The 16153-nt window shown below is 33.4% G+C and carries 19 protein-coding genes; 5 read left to right on the forward strand and 14 right to left on the reverse strand.

Going from position 1 to position 16153, the window contains the following annotated elements; translation table 11 throughout:
* Positions 1-6: 6 nt before the first annotated feature.
* Complete coding sequence (locus D1J36_RS01585) at positions 7-699, reverse strand: SIMPL domain-containing protein (protein WP_154137183.1); 693 nt, start codon at positions 697-699, stop codon at positions 7-9.
* A gap of 328 nt (positions 700-1027) precedes the next feature.
* On the opposite strand from D1J36_RS01585, the gene D1J36_RS01590 reads away from it, so the two are divergent.
* From D1J36_RS01590 to D1J36_RS01600, 3 genes are all read left to right on the forward strand, one after another.
* Entirely contained in the window at positions 1028-1741 is a 714-nt protein-coding gene (locus D1J36_RS01590) for a hypothetical protein (RefSeq protein ID WP_154137184.1), read from the forward strand.
* Positions 1742-1869: 128 nt separating this feature from the next.
* Positions 1870-3162 (forward strand): tyrosine--tRNA ligase, encoded by a 1293-nt coding sequence (tyrS, locus tag D1J36_RS01595; protein WP_154137185.1) that lies wholly within the window; start codon positions 1870-1872, stop codon positions 3160-3162.
* 7 nt (positions 3163-3169) lie between these two features.
* A complete protein-coding gene (locus D1J36_RS01600; protein WP_154137186.1) occupies positions 3170-3811 on the forward strand; it encodes an alpha/beta hydrolase in 642 nt (213 codons plus the stop codon).
* A 24-nt stretch (positions 3812-3835) separates the two neighbouring features.
* Here the strand turns inward: D1J36_RS01600 and purE are convergent, their stop codons facing one another.
* The 5 genes from purE to D1J36_RS01625 are packed head-to-tail and all read right to left on the reverse strand — an operon-like array spanning position 3836 to position 8752.
* Positions 3836-4336, reverse strand: a complete 501-nt coding sequence (gene purE / locus D1J36_RS01605) for a 5-(carboxyamino)imidazole ribonucleotide mutase (RefSeq protein WP_052910076.1) — start codon at positions 4334-4336, stop codon at positions 3836-3838.
* A 28-nt stretch (positions 4337-4364) separates the two neighbouring features.
* On the reverse strand, positions 4365-5474 hold the full coding sequence (locus D1J36_RS01610) for a 5-(carboxyamino)imidazole ribonucleotide synthase (RefSeq protein ID WP_154137187.1): 1110 nt from the start codon (positions 5472-5474) through the stop codon (positions 4365-4367).
* Positions 5475-5507: 33 nt separating this feature from the next.
* Positions 5508-5885, reverse strand: coding sequence for an SMU1112c/YaeR family gloxylase I-like metalloprotein (gene gloA2, locus D1J36_RS01615; protein ID WP_154137188.1), 378 nt, complete (start codon positions 5883-5885; stop codon positions 5508-5510).
* Between the two features lie 15 nt (positions 5886-5900).
* Complete coding sequence (locus D1J36_RS01620; RefSeq protein WP_154137189.1) at positions 5901-6959, reverse strand: diphosphomevalonate/mevalonate 3,5-bisphosphate decarboxylase family protein; 1059 nt, start codon at positions 6957-6959, stop codon at positions 5901-5903.
* 35 nt (positions 6960-6994) lie between these two features.
* A complete protein-coding gene (locus tag D1J36_RS01625) occupies positions 6995-8752 on the reverse strand; it encodes an AMP-dependent synthetase/ligase (protein WP_154137190.1) in 1758 nt (585 codons plus the stop codon).
* 281 nt (positions 8753-9033) lie between these two features.
* Here D1J36_RS01625 and D1J36_RS01630 point away from each other — a divergent pair, with 281 nt between their 5' ends.
* Together D1J36_RS01630 and D1J36_RS01635 are read left to right on the forward strand one after the other, a co-directional pair.
* Positions 9034-9846 (forward strand): M48 family metallopeptidase, encoded by an 813-nt coding sequence (locus D1J36_RS01630; RefSeq protein WP_154137191.1) that lies wholly within the window; start codon positions 9034-9036, stop codon positions 9844-9846.
* 52 nt (positions 9847-9898) lie between these two features.
* Positions 9899-10192, forward strand: a complete 294-nt coding sequence (locus D1J36_RS01635) for a hypothetical protein (protein ID WP_154137192.1) — start codon at positions 9899-9901, stop codon at positions 10190-10192.
* 49 nt (positions 10193-10241) lie between these two features.
* On the opposite strand, the gene D1J36_RS01640 is transcribed toward D1J36_RS01635, so the two are convergent.
* The 8 genes from D1J36_RS01640 to D1J36_RS01675 form a co-directional block, all read right to left on the reverse strand.
* Positions 10242-10865 (reverse strand): outer membrane beta-barrel protein, encoded by a 624-nt coding sequence (locus D1J36_RS01640; RefSeq protein ID WP_154137193.1) that lies wholly within the window; start codon positions 10863-10865, stop codon positions 10242-10244.
* A gap of 12 nt (positions 10866-10877) precedes the next feature.
* On the reverse strand, positions 10878-11654 hold the full coding sequence (locus tag D1J36_RS01645; protein WP_004918725.1) for a multidrug efflux ABC transporter ATP-binding subunit RanA: 777 nt from the start codon (positions 11652-11654) through the stop codon (positions 10878-10880).
* Positions 11654-12415: an MlaE family ABC transporter permease gene (locus D1J36_RS01650; protein ID WP_013446861.1), complete on the reverse strand. Its 762-nt coding sequence runs from the start codon at positions 12413-12415 to the stop codon at positions 11654-11656. Before D1J36_RS01650 ends, D1J36_RS01645 begins: the two co-directional genes overlap by 1 nt.
* 38 nt (positions 12416-12453) lie before the next feature.
* The gene (locus D1J36_RS01655; RefSeq protein WP_154137194.1) at positions 12454-13785 is read right to left on the reverse strand and encodes an exopolysaccharide biosynthesis polyprenyl glycosylphosphotransferase; all 1332 of its coding nucleotides are present in this window, start codon (positions 13783-13785) and stop codon (positions 12454-12456) included.
* Between the two features lie 7 nt (positions 13786-13792).
* On the reverse strand, positions 13793-14425 hold the full coding sequence (locus tag D1J36_RS01660; protein WP_154137195.1) for a 7-carboxy-7-deazaguanine synthase QueE: 633 nt from the start codon (positions 14423-14425) through the stop codon (positions 13793-13795).
* A gap of 149 nt (positions 14426-14574) precedes the next feature.
* A complete protein-coding gene (rimM, locus tag D1J36_RS01665; protein ID WP_154137196.1) occupies positions 14575-15099 on the reverse strand; it encodes a ribosome maturation factor RimM in 525 nt (174 codons plus the stop codon).
* A gap of 16 nt (positions 15100-15115) precedes the next feature.
* Positions 15116-15649 (reverse strand): 30S ribosomal protein S16, encoded by a 534-nt coding sequence (locus D1J36_RS01670; RefSeq protein WP_154137197.1) that lies wholly within the window; start codon positions 15647-15649, stop codon positions 15116-15118.
* Positions 15650-15734: 85 nt separating this feature from the next.
* The gene (locus D1J36_RS01675) at positions 15735-16088 is read right to left on the reverse strand and encodes a T9SS type A sorting domain-containing protein (RefSeq protein WP_154137198.1); all 354 of its coding nucleotides are present in this window, start codon (positions 16086-16088) and stop codon (positions 15735-15737) included.
* Positions 16089-16153: the final 65 nt, after the last annotated feature.

A 16153-nucleotide genomic window follows, 5' to 3' on the forward strand; every position in this document is an offset into this window, starting at 1 on the left:
TATAATTTAATCTAGCTGAAATTTAACATTAACAAAAGTTTCGTACTTGATTTTATTAAACTCTATATCAATAGGAGCTTCTGAAGTAGCATCATAGCTTTCCACTGCTTTTGCGGAACGCATCATCATAGGAGTTACTTGAGGATAGGCATTATTTTCATCGGAAATAAAGATAGCTTTACCTAATTTTTGATTTAAAGTTTTTACCATTCGCTCCGCTGTTAGTCTGGATTTTAAAACGGCTTTACTCTTTAGGGCTAACAAAAGTTCTTCTTCTTTGGTGTATTCTAGTTTAGAAATGTTCACATTAGAAATGCCTTGCTCTTCTAGCGCCATCAAGACTTTACCCGCCGTAACCGCATTACGAACAATAAGAGAGTAGTTCTTTTGTTTAATAATGTTTTGACCTTTTAAGAAGTAAGTTTTAAACCCACTAGATAAACCATTAAGAGATAAATCTTTTTCGGTATTGATGCCTAGCTTTTTAAGGGCACCTTCCATTCTTTTTTCTTGTTCTTCTACCGATATTTTATTTTTAGTATCGGCCTCGTTGAGGTTGATGTTAATGGTTATTTTATCAGGTATTACCAATGTATCTGCTTTGCCCGAAGTTTCTAAATAAGGTTGGTCTAAAAAGTTCTTCTGCCCAAAAATAAGCTGTCCGCAGAATAGCATAAGGGTTAAAAATAAATGTTTCATAATTTTGTTTTAGCTCCTCTGTATCAAATAATATGCCGAGGACTTGGGTTTATTTTTTTTCATAGGTATTGATAGTAATTCTTTTTTTATTTTAGGTGGTATTTGTGGAAGAATATTATTTATATAACCAAGATTTTATTTCATAAGCGTAAGAATATAAATTACAATCATTAGAATAAAAAAACATTTATTAAATTTGAGGTTTTGAGATTATGGATTTTAAATATTTTAGATGTCATACTTAAAAGTGTCATTTATTTTGAAACATTATCATAAATTGTATTGTTTTCGGTAATTTTTGAATTTTAAGATAAATTTTATTTTTTCAATGAGAAAAGCATATTTAACAGTTGTTTTTATTATTCTTCCTATTTGTGTTTTTTCGCAAGATAAAGAACTAATGAAAGAGAAAGTTTTAGATAGCCTCAATCTGTCAAAAGAAAGTGAACAAAATTGGGAGAGTTATAAAAAAGCGCTTCAAATCTATCCCTTAAATAAAGATTTTGATGGGACAGTGGAAGGTTCCTATTTAAAAAATAAGGAAAATATATTATTTAAAGGTCATGTTAAGTCTAGAAATGAATTACTAAAAATTAAAATTGAAAGTGAAGACGGACAAAGGAAAACAAGTATCACATTAAAAGAGGGGCTTGTAGAAATATTAAGGGCTGCAAAATATATTTTTAATTTCTCTAATTCTAAATCGGTTCCTTACAAAGAATATGTTAAGCGAAAAAGCGATAATCAGTGGTGTTTTTATAATATTTCTAATGTATCAAAAGAAAATTTAGGAATAAACAAAGAAAAAAACACAGGTAGATGCGTGAGTATTGATAATGATGGTGCTATATACAAAATAGAATCTTTTGTTTATCCAAAAACTTCAGATGAAAAAGATAAAGATTTAGTTCATAATCATAATTTTACTATAGAATTTGAAAGAGATAATGACTCTTTAGTCTTTAGTAAATTTAGTTGTGTAGTTATGAACTATATAAATGATAATCAGATTAAGTTTATTATAAACTTTAAATCAAAGTAGAATACCTCTATCAATAGAGCTTTTACTCATTCCTTTTACAAAATATTAAAGAATACCATTATCTTGGTGTTCCTATATCTCCTAAATCCATAAACCTAAAAATCATTATATTTGCGAAAAATACAACTATGAACCCTTTTATAGAAGAACTTAAATGGCGTGGTTTAGTCCACGATATGATGCCTGGCACAGAAGACTTGCTAAATAAAGAAATGACGAAGGCTTATATCGGTTTTGACCCTACAGCCGACTCACTGCATATCGGAAGTTTAATTCCTATTAAAATATTGGCTCATTTTCAGCAACATGGGCACAAGCCTATCGCACTAGTAGGTGGTGCTACAGGAATGATTGGAGACCCTTCTGGAAAGTCTGCAGAAAGAAATCTTTTAGATGAAGCTACATTAAAACATTATGAAGAATGTATCAAAGGTCAGCTTTCTCGTTTATTAGATTTTGAAAGTGATAGCCCTAACAAAGCAGAACTCGTAAATAATTACGATTGGATGAAATCTATCTCTTTCCTTGAATTTGCTAGAGACATCGGAAAGCACATTACCGTAAATTATATGATGGCAAAAGATTCTGTAAAGAAAAGATTTTCTGGCGATGCAGGTGTTGAAGGTATGAGCTTTACGGAGTTTACCTATCAGCTTCTACAAGGGTATGACTTTCTTCATCTTTACCAAAATCAAGGTGTTAAACTTCAGATGGGAGGTTCAGACCAATGGGGAAATATCACTACCGGTACTGAACTCATTAGAAGAAAAGCACAAGGAGAGGCTTATGCACTTACAGTTCCGCTAATTACGAAAGCTGATGGTACCAAATTCGGAAAGAGTGAAGCTGGTGAAAATATTTGGCTAGATGCTAAAAAGACTTCTCCGTACCGTTTTTATCAGTTTTGGCTTAATGCTACTGATGAAGATGCAGAACGCTTTATTAAATTCTATACTTTCCTTAATAAAGAGGAAATAGAAGCCCTCATAAACGGGCATAGAGAAGCTCCTCACGAAAGAAAATTACAAAAGAAACTGGCACAAGAAGTAACCTCTTGGGTACACGGAGAAGCAGAGTATCAAAAAGCGGTTAAGGCTTCTGAAATTCTCTTTGGTCATTCTACAGCAGAGGATTTGGTGGCACTAGATGAGACCACATTTTTGGATATTTTTGATGGTGTACCTCAGCAAGAACTATCTAGAAAGGAACTTGTTGGAATAAACATTACCGACTTATTAGCGGATTCAGGTTTTTTAAAATCAAAAGGAGAGGCTAAAAGAGAACTAAAAGGAAATGCCATTTCTGTCAACAAATCCAAAGTAAATGAGGAGTTTTGTCTATCTGAAAAGGATTTTATAGACGATAAGTTTATTCTTTTACAAAAAGGGAAAAAGAGTTATTTCATAGTAAAAGCCATTTAATTTTTAAATGATGGATTTGTACCACTTAGTTAGAGAGCCACAGAATATCACCTCTGAAACTCCAATGCTTGTTCTTCTGCACGGATATGGTAGTAATGAGGAGGATTTGTTTTCATTCGTGCCTAATCTACCAGAAGATTGGCTTATCGTGAGTTTTAGAGCTCCTAAGTCTACGCCTTATCAAGGTTACGCTTGGTTTGATATTAACCTTATGGACGAAAATAACCTTATAGATGTAGAACAGGCAAAAGTAGCAATAGAAGAACTTTATACTAATATACAGGCTTTAAAACAGCATTATGGCATTAGTTCTAAAGTTCATTTATGTGGGTTTAGTCAGGGCGGTATGCTAAGCTATGCTTTGGCATTTAGGTTTCCTTCATTATTTAGTAAAGTAGCTTGTATGAGCTGTTACCCTGAACTAAAATTATTGGAAGGGTATCCAAAATCAAAAAAGGAAATAGAACATCTTAGATTTTTTGTTTCGCACGGTACAGATGATGTTATTATTCCTTTGGAATGGGGACGAAAGGCAGCCGATTTACTCTATGATTTAGGGGCTTATTTTACTTTTAGAGAGTATATGAGTGGACACGGCATCAATCAAAAAAATTATATAGATTTAATGGAATTTATGGGAACACCTTAGGCGTTCCCATTTTTATTTATTTTTTCAATCAAATTGATTAGGGTGCTGAGTTTTAATGTACTCTATACTATCCAATACTTTATTTTTTAAACTTTCTTGATAATTTTCTAATGAATTAGAAATACTTTCGTCCGCTGAGCCTAAAATTTTGGCAGCTAGTATTCCAGCATTAGTGGCTCCGTTAAGAGCTACCGTTGCTACAGGTATTCCCGAAGGCATTTGTAATATAGATAGTACCGAATCCCAGCCATCAATAGAATTACTACTAAGTATTGGCACTCCAATTACAGGAAGTGTAGTACAACTTGCCACCATACCTGGGAGGTGAGCCGCTCCACCAGCTCCCGCTATAATAACTTTAAGACCTCTTTCTTTAGCGGTTTTAGCATAATCAAACATTCTTTCTGGAGTTCTGTGTGCAGACACCACCGTAAGTTCATACGGTATCTCCATAGATTGTAAAAAATCTGCTGCTTGTTGCATTATTGGTAAATCGCTTTGGCTGCCCATAATAATTCCTACCATTCTTTATTCTTTTTATATAAAATTAGATTTATTTAGCACTTACTTTTACTAATGCTTTAATTTCGGTTAATTCTTGTATCAACTGTTCCCTACTATCAGACAAAACATTAATGTGTCCCATTTTTCTACCAGGTTTCGTTTCCTTTTTCCCGTAAAGATGAACATAGGTGTTGGGGCGTTTTAGCACTTCATCCAAACCTTTATAAACTACTGCTCCAGAAGCATTTTCTTCTCCCACCAAATTCAGCATACCCGAAAATCCTCTAGTGGTAACTTCAGCGAGTGGTAAGTTTTTTATCACTCTATAAAATTGTTCAAACTGTGAGTTGTAATTGCCTTCTTGAGTTTGATGCCCACTATTATGCAAACGAGGAGCCGTTTCATTTACCCATACTTGCCCTTCTTTATCTAAAAATAATTCTATGGCAAAAAGTCCAGCAGAATCAGTGGCAGATATAAACTTAGAAACAATAGCATCTATTTGTAATTGAGTGTCTTCTGATATAAATGCAGGACAAATATTAAAATCTAAAAGGTTGAGCTTAGGGTCTGCCACCATTTCCGTTACTGGGAAAGTTTTTATTTCTCCGTTTTCGTTTTTAGCAACGATGACTGAAAGCTCTTTATCAATATCTACCAATTTTTCTAAAACAGAAGGTGCGTCCCAAAGTTTAGTTAAATCGTTCTCATTTTTAATGACTTGTACCCCTTTACCATCATAGCCTCCTTTGTCCAATTTCTGAACAAAAGGAAACGGAAAATCCACTTCCAAAGCATTATGAATGATTTGAAAATCAGGTGTTGGAATTTGATGTTTTTGGTAAAATAATTTTTGAAGCGTTTTATGTTGTATAATTTTAATAATGCTAGAGCTGGGAACAACTTTAACGCCTTGCTGCTCCAGTTGTTCTAGAGCCTCTGTATTGATGTGTTCTATCTCTATGGTAACAATATCTTTATCTTTACCAAAATTGAGTACAGTTTCGTAATCATTAAAATCACCTTGCGTAAGATTTGAAATAGACGCACAAGAACATTCAAGGCTAGGGTCTAGGGTATAAAAATCGTCATCATATTTCAGAGCTTCTTGTATTAACATTCTTCCTAGCTGTCCGCCTCCTAAAATTCCTATTTTCATTTTGTTACTTTTATTATGATTTATTTGGATATTTTACTTTTCGTAGAATTCTATCGGAAGTCCATCTGGGTCTTGCGTGAAAAAGAACTTTTTATTCGTCCATTCATCTACCCGAATAGCTTCACAACTGATATTTAATTTTAGTAACTTCTCTCTTTGCTCCTCCACAGAGTCCACAGAAAAAGCCAAATGTCTTAATCCACACGCCTCTGGTCTGGTAAGTCTTTTAGGAGGATCAGGGAATGAAAAAAGTTCAATAACATAATCACTACCAATGCCTAAATCCAATTTATAGGAGTTTCTTTCTTCTCTATAAACTTCTTGTAGAATATTTAACCCTAAAACTTCGGTATAAAAAGATTTTGAAACCGAATAATCAGAGCAAATAATGGCAATGTGATGAAGTTTCATTTAATTTTTAAAAATTTAAAAATCTATACTGTCTTTTACTACTTTTCCATTTTGGGTATGAGGTAATAATTCTTTTTCAATAAAAGTAGTTATTTTTTCAGCCTCTTGATTTTCAGGGAAAAGCAAATGCACATTAGCACCAGCGTCTAGGGTAAAGAATAACGGCAATCCTGTTGATTTTCTAAATTCCCAAATTTTATTGATGACCTCTAAAGTACCTGTTTTCATAAGGATAAATGCAGGTTCACTCATCATCATCATAGCGTGTAGTGTAAGGGCTTCGTGCTCTACTAGGGTAATGAATTTTTCTAAATCTCCAGACTTCAAAATTTCTTTTAGTGGAACAAAGTTTTCCCTAGCCTCCTGAAAGCGTCTTTCAGCGTAAGGGTTGGTATTCATTAGCCCGTGTCCTACGGTAGAGGATACGCTCTTTTGCCCTTCGTGAATAAGTAATACCCAATCGTTAAACTTTCTAAATACTTCAGCAACTTTTTCCGTAGGATAGGGTACAGCAAATAAGTCAGAGCTGCTCTCCACTTCTGGTGTTTCTCCCCAAACCACTAAGCCGTTGTATAAACTTCTACAAGCACTTCCGCTTCCTAATCTAGCTAAAAAACTAGCTTTTTTCAACCTGAAATCGTGGGTTGTAGCTTCTTTAGAAAAAGCCTCATCTATCTTCATTAAACATTTGGCTATCGCTCCAAACCCCGATGCCGAACTGGCGATTCCTGAACTATGAGGAAAAGTATTTTCAGTTCTAATTTCGTAGCTTCCGCTAAGAATCCAAGGGAGATAAGGCTCAATAGTTTTAAAATATTTTTCTATTTTAGATGAAAATTGAGTTTCTTCCTTTCCCGCCAAGTAAGTCTTTACTCCAAAAGGTTCATCAGCATTAAAAACGATATTGGTAGTTGTTTTAGCATTATTTAGTGTAAAACTGATGCTAGGGTTAGCAGGTATTTGTTGTGCATACTTTCCCCAATATTTTATCAAAGCAATATTGGACGGACAAGTCTCGGAAACTTGTATGTTTTTGACTTCAAAATCTGGCGTTCCTAAAAATTGTTCTAACATAAAATTTAATTATTAAAGTTAAAATACTTTAAAAATTAAGCATACAACTGCTCTATTAAGTTACTGTATTTAGACATTACTACATTTCTTTTAACCTTAAGCGTTGGGGTAATCTCTCCTGTATGAATTTCAAACTCACTAGGAAGTAATACAAATTTTTTAACTCTCTCAAATGCAGATAGCTCTTTCTGAATATCATGTAATATATCATGATAAAACTGAGTTATTTTTTCGGAAGAGACAATTTCATTCCAATCGGTCATAGACAACTTCATAGCTTTTACCTTCTCTTTCAGTGCTTCAAAGTTAGGAACTATAACTGCCGTTACAAAAGGTCTGCCTTCTGCCACTACCATAGCTTGTTGAATGTAGTTGCTGTTGGTTAATATATTTTCTATGACCTGTGGTGTAATATATTTACCATTGGAAGTTTTCATTAAATCTTTGATACGGTCAGTAATTTTTAAAGTACCATTCTCTATAACTCCAGCGTCTCCTGTTCGGAACCAACCGTCCTCAGTAAAGGCTTTGGCAGTTTCTTCTGGAAGGTTATAGTATCCTTTCATCACCCCACTACCTTTAACTAAAATTTCGTTGTTTTCACCTATTTTTATTTGTGTGTCACCTATCGGGATACCTGCAGTTTCGTATTCGTAATTGTATGCAGGGAAACAAGTTAAAGTAGCTGTAGTTTCAGTAAGACCATAGCCTACGGTAATATGGACCCCCATAGCATCAAAAAATTTAAGAATCTCAGGAGATATAGAAGCACCACCGCAAGGCATAAACCAAAGATTACCACCTAATTTCTGTTTTATTTTACTAAATACCAGTTTATTGGCTATTTTATTTTTAAGCTCCAATCCAAATGGTACGGATTTCCCTTGTCGTCTGTACTCACTACATTGCGTGCCTATATTGAGTGCCCAGTCAAAAATTTTCTTTTTGATAGAAGAGCCTTTCTCCACCATTTCTCTAAGAGCCCCATAAATTTTCTGATAAAACCTAGGTACAGCACACATCATTGTTGGTTTAACCTCTTCTAAAGCATGAGCTATAAGTTTCGTATTTTCTAAAAAAGAAACCTTAGCTCCTCTGCTAAGACAATACAATGTCCAACTTCTTTCAAAAATGTGGCTCAGTGGTAAAAAAGCTAAAGACGTTTCATTTTCAAAATTTTTGAATTTGAAGAAATCAGTGTGAGCTTGAAAGCAATCTATTAAATTTCCGTGAGTAAGCATCACTCCTTTAGGTGTACCTGAAGTACCTGAAGTGTAAAGTATTGTGGAAAGATCGCTTTTATCTCTTGGGTAAACTTCAAAGTCTTCGCTTCCTTTTTGAGTTAAATTTTCTAAATGAATGCTATTAGTATGTCTTAATACTATGTGTTTTTTTGCTGCCACTATAAATTTCAAAGAAGACACTTCATTCATTATCTCAGAACAAATATCGTACTGCTCCTGATTCCCAACTAGTACTACCGAAGCTTCAGAATCTTGTAAGCAATATTGTACCTGTTGCTTTCCGTTGGTACTATAGATAGGCACACTTATAGCACCTAAGGATAAAACCGCCAAATCGAAGATAATCCACTCTGCTGAATTATCAGAATAAATAGCAACTTTAGAACCTTCCTTCACCCCTTTCTCTTTAAGGGCATTAGCGGTTTTAAAGATGGTTCTTTTAAACATAGTCCAACTAAGCGATTTCCATTCATCATATTTCTTAAAACCAATGGCAGGTTTAGAGAGATATTTCTCAGCATTAACACTTACAAACGCAGCTAAATTCATTTAAAATTAAGTTTAAAATTGTATATTCAAAATAAGTGCCTAAAGGTAGGCATTTTTTTCGAAAAATAAATCTTGCAAATATTGATTTATTAATGTAACAAACTCATCATACTTAAAAAAAATAGGATTTAGCACATCACAACTATACACCTGTTAATCAATATCTTAAATTTATAATGATTTTATTTTAAATATGAGATTAAACAAAGCATCAATTTATCCTCAATTTTGGAATAATAATTGTTTATTTTGCACTACAATAATTTATCAAAACAACACCTATGAAAATTAAAACTTTATTAGGAGCGAGTGTCTTAACTTTAGGATTAGTAGCATGTGCTACCAATCCTCTTACAGGAAGAAAATCTTTCCAATTTATGGATAATAGCCAACTGGCTAGCATGTCGTTAGAACAGTACCAATCTACACTATCAAAAGCCAAAGTTATATCAGGAACTACAGAGGCTAGACAAGTGAAAAATGTAGGATTAAGAATTAAAAATGCTGCAGAGAATTATTACCGTTCAATCGGAAGAGAAGGAGATTTAGCATCGTATCAGTGGGAATTTAATTTAATAGATGATAAACAACTAAATGCTTGGTGTATGCCTGGTGGAAAGGTAGCTTTCTACACTGGAATAATGCCTATATGTAAAAACGAAACAGGGGTAGCAGTAGTTATGGGTCACGAAGTAGCTCATGCATTAGCAGGACATGGAAACGAAAGAATATCATCAGCAATGGTAGCACAGGGCTTAGGCATGGTAGCTGGAGCAAGTATAAAAAATCAAGCTTTAAGACAAGTATTCTCGGTAGCTTATCCTCTAGGTTCTCAGGCAGCACAACTTGCTTATGGAAGAAAACAAGAGTTAGAAGCTGACGAGATGGGCTTATACATTATGGCTATGGCTGGTTATGACCCAAGAGAAGCTCAGCCTTTCTGGCAAAGAATGGAGTCTGCATCTGGAGGAAGTGCTTCTAGACAACCAGAGTTTCTATCTACCCACCCAAACCCTGAACACAGAAGAGCTGATATACAGCTACATTTACCTAAAGCGTTAGAATATTATAAAACTGCAGGAGGTAAAATATAGTTATTCGAGTTAATTTTCTTATCTTTGGGAAGTAAATAAATTCACTTTGATTATGAAAAGTTTAACAACTGTAGGAATTATACTTTTAACTGTCGCTGCTCTTTTATTTTATTTCACAACTGACTTTAAAATAGAGCTTTCTCATCTTATAGGAGTTTTGGGCGGTATCGGTATCGGTCTCATTATTGGTGGGGTTATAGGATACATTAGCAAAGGTAGTGCCGTGAGAGAAGCTGCTAAAAGAAAAGAATTTGAGCGACTACAGAAAGAGAAAATTGAAATAGAAAGACAAGCTGCAGAATTAGCCGCACAACAAAATACTTACAACAAAAATACTCAGAGTTAATCTCTGAGTATTTTTTTGTTTCTTATTAAAAAAAATAAAAAGGTGTGTATTAAAACTGATAACCTAAACCTACAATAAAGAAGCTAGGACGGTTGTCATATCTTACCACTTCATCTGTACTACTAGATACTGTTCTTATAAAATCTCTTTGATCTTTAGAGAAAGCTCCTTCGTAACGAGCATTGAAAACGAAATCGGATACTCTTACATTAGCACCTATCTGATAGCCTACTGTAAATGTTTTAGAAATATTCTCTTTAAAATCTTTAAAAGTTTGCTCTGAAGTCAAGTTATAAGAAGCTACAGGTCCTGTAAATAAGCTTAGTTTTTCGCCCAAAATGTTATAACCTACTAAAACAGGGACATCTAGTCTATCACTTTTAGCTTTTAATTCTAAATCACCTAAAGATGTTTTGCTACCAAATTGTGTATAGTAAACCTCTGGCATTAAAAATAATGAAGTAATAGGTAAATTAATTTTAGCAGATAAACCAATGTTAAAACCTGTAATGTTATTACCTTTAGTATTTAATGATTCAGAAATGTTATCCTTTAAATCTGACCAGCTTGGAGAACTAGCGTTAAGTAATGCGTTAGCTCTTACCCCAAAACTCACTTGCCCCATCATCAAAGATGAAGCTGCAATAGCTAAACCTACGAATACTTTTTTCATAATGTTTTATTTTTATAAATTAGTTTGATTATTTCTTAACATTGTTTCCCTTACTTGCTTAAACAAAGCCGAAGAATAAACAAAATCTATCAAATGTTCATTTTCTGCTTTGATAATAAGGTCTTTGTTACCTTCCCACTCTTTAACACCTTTTCTTAAATAAACTATTTTCTCACCTATAGTAAGTACAGAGTTCATATCGTGAGTGTTAATAATCGTCGTCGTATTATATTCCTCTGTAATTTCTTTTATAAGCTCATCTATCACAATGGCGGTGTTAGGGTCTAAACCAGAATTTGGTTCGTCACAAAAGAGATATTTTGGATTGTTTACAATTGCTCTAGCGATTGCCACTCGTTTTTGCATTCCGCCTGATATTTCGGAAGGAAATTTGGTGTTAGCATTTTCTAAATGAACTCTTCCAATTACTTCCTTTACTCTTTTTCTTTTTTCGGTATAAGTAAGATTAGTAAACATATCCAAAGGGAAAGATATATTTTCTTCTACCGTCATAGAGTCAAATAAAGCACTTCCTTGGAACACTGTTCCTATCTCAGAACGAATTTCTTGTTTCTCCGTTCGTCCCATAATGCTTAAATTCCTTCCATCAAATAAAATATCTCCTGAAGAAGGATCAAAAACATTGAGTAAACACTTCAAAAATACTGTCTTACCAGAACCCGATTGACCAATGACAAGGTTTATTTTTCCTGTTTCAAAAGTAGTAGTAATCCCTTTGAGAACCTCTACATCATTAAAACTTTTTCTTAAATCTTTAACTTCAATCATTAGCTTAAAAATAATTGGGTTGATACAAGTTCGGCAATAATAATTGCCACCATAGTCCAAACTACCGCCTGGGTACTAGCTCTACCTACTTCTAAAGACCCTCCTTTTACATTATAACCAAAATAAGCTGGAATTGTAGCAATAAGGAACGCAAACACCACCGTTTTAAAAAAGGCATACCATATAAAATAGTCTGGGATATATCTTTGTATACCTGTAATATAGTCGGCTTCTGTCCAATTACCCGTAGCAACACCTGCTAAATAGCCTCCATAAATACCAAAAACAATACTAATGGCTATGAGTAATGGGTTAAAAATAACATTGGCTACTATCTTTGGAAGAATCAAAAAGTTAGGGGAATTAACACCCATAATATCTAAAGCATCTATCTGCTCCGTTACTCTCATCGTTCCTATACTAGACGCTATATAAGACCCTACTTTACCTGCCAAAATAAGGCTAATGATAGTAGGTGAAAACTCTAAAATAAGTACTACCTTAGTAGCATAACCTATAAAGTACAGTGGAATGGGAATGGTAGATGCCTTAAAGTTATTATACATTTGTATTGCGACTACAGCCCCCACAAATATGGAAGTAAATAATACCAAACCAAAAGAGTTAACGCCTAAATCGTTAATCTCTCTCATCAAGAGTTTAAAAAAAATATTATGTTTCTGCGGGCGTTTTATTACTTTTCCTAGTAACAAAACATATTCTCCCACAGAGGTAAGCATTCTTTTTGACAACTTTAACATTCTGCGAAGTTAATATTTTTAATTGATATTTTCAGTAACTACTGAGCATTTTCGTCTCCTCTGATAATCAAAAAAATGGTTTTTAATATAATTACGATATCTAAACTTATGCTCCAATTTTTAATATAAAAAACATCGGCTAGTAGCCTTTTTTTCATCTTTTCATCTAGATTTTCTCCACCATCACCTCTCAAACCATTTACTTGAGCTAACCCTGTTATCCCTGGTTTTACTAAACTTCGTGTACTGTATTGTTCTATCTGAGATTTATAAAAATCATCTACAGAAAGCATATGAGGGCGTGGACCTACCACAGACATATCCCCGAATAGAACATTTATAAATTGAGGCATCTCATCAAGGCTGGTTTTTCTAAGAAACCTTCCCACTTTTGTAACTCTTTTCTCACAAGATTGATAGTCATCAACCATTGTTCTGAATTTAAAACATTGGAAGACTTTCGCCCGATAACCATATCTTTTTTGTATAAATAAGATAGGACTACCGCTTTCTAACCAAATAAAAAATGAGATAATAGGGAAAAGCCAAATACCCACAAACACCAATACTAAAATTGAAAATAAAATATCAAATAACCTTTTAATTATTTGATTACTAACAAAACTTAGCGGATATCTTTCTGGAATAAGCACAGGCGATACTCCAAAATATTGAAGATGGTAGTTAAAAAAACTTTGGTTAAAGGTGTTAGGTACAAGATTTACATTAACTTTATGTATTTCTGCTAGTTTTAGTATTTTTTTTATTTGATGAGTTTCATTTTCTGAAGATAAAAATAATGTATCTATGCCATTGATTTTCCAAAAAAGAGTAAGCTCTTGCTCAGTGATATTTCCATTAAAACTATATACTTTATAGCCATAATCCTTACGCTCTAGAAGAGTTTGTTTTAAAATGGTAGAAAGATTATCATCTGAAAAAAACATCACATTTCTGTGATTTTTACCTAGACTTCTATAATATTTAAGAAGAAAAAAAGTAAACGACTTAAATGATAATATCAAAATCAAGAAATATCCCCAAAAAGTTAATTCATTTTGACTGAAATTTACTTTTGTAGACAATAACTCCAGCATCCATATTCCTAAAAAGAAAAACAAAGTATGTTTTAAAATCCTCTCTAAATGAAGTGTATAGGTAAGTGTGCGAGGCACATGATACAAACGAGTGTAACCACTTAATAATCCCCAAAATACACAAACAATAGACAAGAAAATAAGGCTTTCAGTTCTCCACAGCCATTCTCCTTCTTTATTAGGGAAAAGTATATAAAAACAAGTAATTATAGCAAAAACATCTGCTCCTATAAATAAAAATTTTAAATATCTAGAATAGCGGATATTCTGCATTCGTATACTATGGGATATTAAGATATTTGTGCGTTTGTACCGAAGCCTGCCATTTAGGATTTTCTAAAATATAATCGGTTATTTTAGGATACATTTCATCTCTTTTACTCCATTCGCTTTGGAGATAAAATTTACAATTTTGAGAAACTTTAGAGGCTTGTTCTTCAGCAAACTTAAAATCGTGATTATTGAAAACAATTACTTTTAACTCATTTGCCTTTGCATATATACTTTCTTTAGGCAAACCTGTTTTCTTAGGAGAAAGGCAAACCCAGTCTATATGCCCAGTCATTTCATAAGCACCAGAAGTTTCTATGTGTATAGTGCAACCTAAGTCTTTTAATTTTTTTGTAAGTATTTCTAAATTCCACATAAGTGGCTCTCCACCTGTCAAAACAATGGTTTTAGAATGGTTTGCTGCTATTTGGGCTACTTCTTCTGCGTCCATTAAAGGATGCAAGTTAGGATCCCAACTTTCTTTAACATCACACCAATGACAACCAACATCACAACCTCCTAAACGAATAAAATATGCCGCTTTGCCCGTATGTGCACCTTCGCCTTGTATTGTATAGAAATGCTCCATTACAGGGAGTAGCTTCCCTAACTTTAGTAATTCTTTTTCAGTATTAGTCATCATTAAAAACCTATTCTTTTGAACGTGTAAATTGTAAAAACCTACATAGAAGATTATAAACACAAAATCTACTACAAAAGTAGTGATTTTAACTTAAGCCACTAGGAAATATTAAGGAAAAACGCAATAATATCGTAATAATAATAGAAGACTTATACCTCAAATACTTCTAGAAGTCCTTCTGGCAATTGCATAGAAATTACTTTTTCATCTCTATTAACCTTCAGAATCCAATCTTTGATAATAGGAATGATAACTTCCTTACCTTGATTATTAAGAATAAAATAGTGTTGTGTGGTTTGGTCGTTAATCTCTTTGATTGAACCACAGAAGTTTTCAGATTCGTCAAAGATGTCAAAACCTATTACTTCGTGGTAATAGAATTGGTTACCGTCTAGCGGAGGTAAAGTAGAAAGTGGTAAAAAAACACTTTTACCCAGTGCTTGTTCTACCATAGCATCCGACACATTTTTAAAAGTAATGATTTTAGAGTCTGATTTTTGCCACTGCTGTTTTTCTATAAAAAAAGGAACCAATAACCCGTTGATTTCAACGAATATTGATTCCAATTTGTTGTAGAATTCGGGTTGGTCTGTATCTAACTTCAAGATAACATTCCCCGAAAGACCATGCTTACGAGTGATTTTTCCAAGAAAATAGCAATCCTCCTTTCGCATGATTAAATTTTAATTCTTAAGCTTCTGCTTCGTTTCCTTCAGTTGCAGGAGCTTCTGTACTTTCTTCAGCAACTTCTTCTGCTGGTTCTGCAGTAGCTTCAGCTTCTTTTCTAGCATTTAGTCTAGCCTCGCTTACTTTTTGCTCAGCTTCTAGTGCCGCTTTCTTAGCTTCTTCTTTAGATTTAGCTAAGTTTTCTTTTTTACCTTGTACTTTAGCTTCTTTTTCTTCTAACCAAGCATTGAATCTCTTCTCTGCTTCAGCTTCATCAAAAGCACCTTTAGCTACTCCTCCAAGTAAGTGTTTCTTGTAAAGAGCACCTTTGTACGATAAGATAGCTCTAGCGGTATCCGTAGGCTGAGCTCCTTTGTTTAACCAATCTACCGCTGCATTTACATCTAAATCAATAGTAGCTGGGTTAGTAATTGGGTTGTAAGTTCCTAGTTTTTGGATGAATCTACCATCTCTTTTAGCTCTAGAATCTGCAACCACGATGTGGTAAAACGGTTTTCCTTTTTTACCGTGTCTTTGTAATCTAATTTTTACTGACATAAAATATTGATTTTATGGGATCTCGTCCCTGTTAATAATTAGTTGGCAAAAGTAGTATTTTTTTTTGAACTAACCAACACAAAATTTACTGTTTTATAATTTGTGTAACCTGTTGAGTATTATCACTTAGAGTATATTTTATAAGATACTTACCGTATATAAGCTTGTCTAATCTAATTTCAACATAATTTGAATTAGGAAAAACCTCCATCACCTGAGCTCCAACTATAGAGTAAAAAGTAACACTTTTAACCCTTGTTGATGGATTTTTAGTTTTTAATACAATGAAATCTTTAGCTGGGTTAGGGTAAGCTACCACAAGAACATCATCAGATTTTTGTTGATTATTGATATAATCTCTCACATTCTGAGCCTTCATTATAGAAGGTAATCCAAAAAATGCAATTGATAAAAATATAGAGAATAAAAATTGTTTCATAGTATTGATTTAAAAATATTTACAAATATATCTAAAATAAAATCAGCTTACAAGATTTAATTCTG

Source organism: Riemerella anatipestifer (assembly GCF_009670965.2).
Taxonomy (GTDB): Bacteria; Bacteroidota; Bacteroidia; order Flavobacteriales; family Weeksellaceae; genus Riemerella; species Riemerella anatipestifer_B.

Bases quoted from the DNA above. Each gene is read 5' to 3' on its own strand.
- D1J36_RS01585 (WP_154137183.1), bottom strand. From the start codon at position 699: ATGAAACATTTATTTTTAACCCTTATGCTATTCTGCGGACAGCTTATT.
- D1J36_RS01590 (WP_154137184.1), top strand. From the start codon at position 1,028: ATGAGAAAAGCATATTTAACAGTTGTTTTTATTATTCTTCCTATTTGT.
- tyrS (WP_154137185.1), top strand. From the start codon at position 1,870: ATGAACCCTTTTATAGAAGAACTTAAATGGCGTGGTTTAGTCCACGAT.
- D1J36_RS01600 (WP_154137186.1), top strand. From the start codon at position 3,170: ATGATGGATTTGTACCACTTAGTTAGAGAGCCACAGAATATCACCTCT.
- purE (WP_052910076.1), bottom strand. From the start codon at position 4,336: ATGGTAGGAATTATTATGGGCAGCCAAAGCGATTTACCAATAATGCAA.
- D1J36_RS01610 (WP_154137187.1), bottom strand. From the start codon at position 5,474: ATGAAAATAGGAATTTTAGGAGGCGGACAGCTAGGAAGAATGTTAATA.
- gloA2 (WP_154137188.1), bottom strand. From the start codon at position 5,885: ATGAAACTTCATCACATTGCCATTATTTGCTCTGATTATTCGGTTTCA.
- D1J36_RS01620 (WP_154137189.1), bottom strand. From the start codon at position 6,959: ATGTTAGAACAATTTTTAGGAACGCCAGATTTTGAAGTCAAAAACATA.
- D1J36_RS01625 (WP_154137190.1), bottom strand. From the start codon at position 8,752: ATGAATTTAGCTGCGTTTGTAAGTGTTAATGCTGAGAAATATCTCTCT.
- D1J36_RS01630 (WP_154137191.1), top strand. From the start codon at position 9,034: ATGAAAATTAAAACTTTATTAGGAGCGAGTGTCTTAACTTTAGGATTA.
- D1J36_RS01635 (WP_154137192.1), top strand. From the start codon at position 9,899: ATGAAAAGTTTAACAACTGTAGGAATTATACTTTTAACTGTCGCTGCT.
- D1J36_RS01640 (WP_154137193.1), bottom strand. From the start codon at position 10,865: ATGAAAAAAGTATTCGTAGGTTTAGCTATTGCAGCTTCATCTTTGATG.
- D1J36_RS01645 (WP_004918725.1), bottom strand. From the start codon at position 11,654: ATGATTGAAGTTAAAGATTTAAGAAAAAGTTTTAATGATGTAGAGGTT.
- D1J36_RS01650 (WP_013446861.1), bottom strand. From the start codon at position 12,415: ATGTTAAAGTTGTCAAAAAGAATGCTTACCTCTGTGGGAGAATATGTT.
- D1J36_RS01655 (WP_154137194.1), bottom strand. From the start codon at position 13,785: ATGCAGAATATCCGCTATTCTAGATATTTAAAATTTTTATTTATAGGA.
- D1J36_RS01660 (WP_154137195.1), bottom strand. From the start codon at position 14,425: ATGATGACTAATACTGAAAAAGAATTACTAAAGTTAGGGAAGCTACTC.
- rimM (WP_154137196.1), bottom strand. From the start codon at position 15,099: ATGCGAAAGGAGGATTGCTATTTTCTTGGAAAAATCACTCGTAAGCAT.
- D1J36_RS01670 (WP_154137197.1), bottom strand. From the start codon at position 15,649: ATGTCAGTAAAAATTAGATTACAAAGACACGGTAAAAAAGGAAAACCG.
- D1J36_RS01675 (WP_154137198.1), bottom strand. From the start codon at position 16,088: ATGAAACAATTTTTATTCTCTATATTTTTATCAATTGCATTTTTTGGA.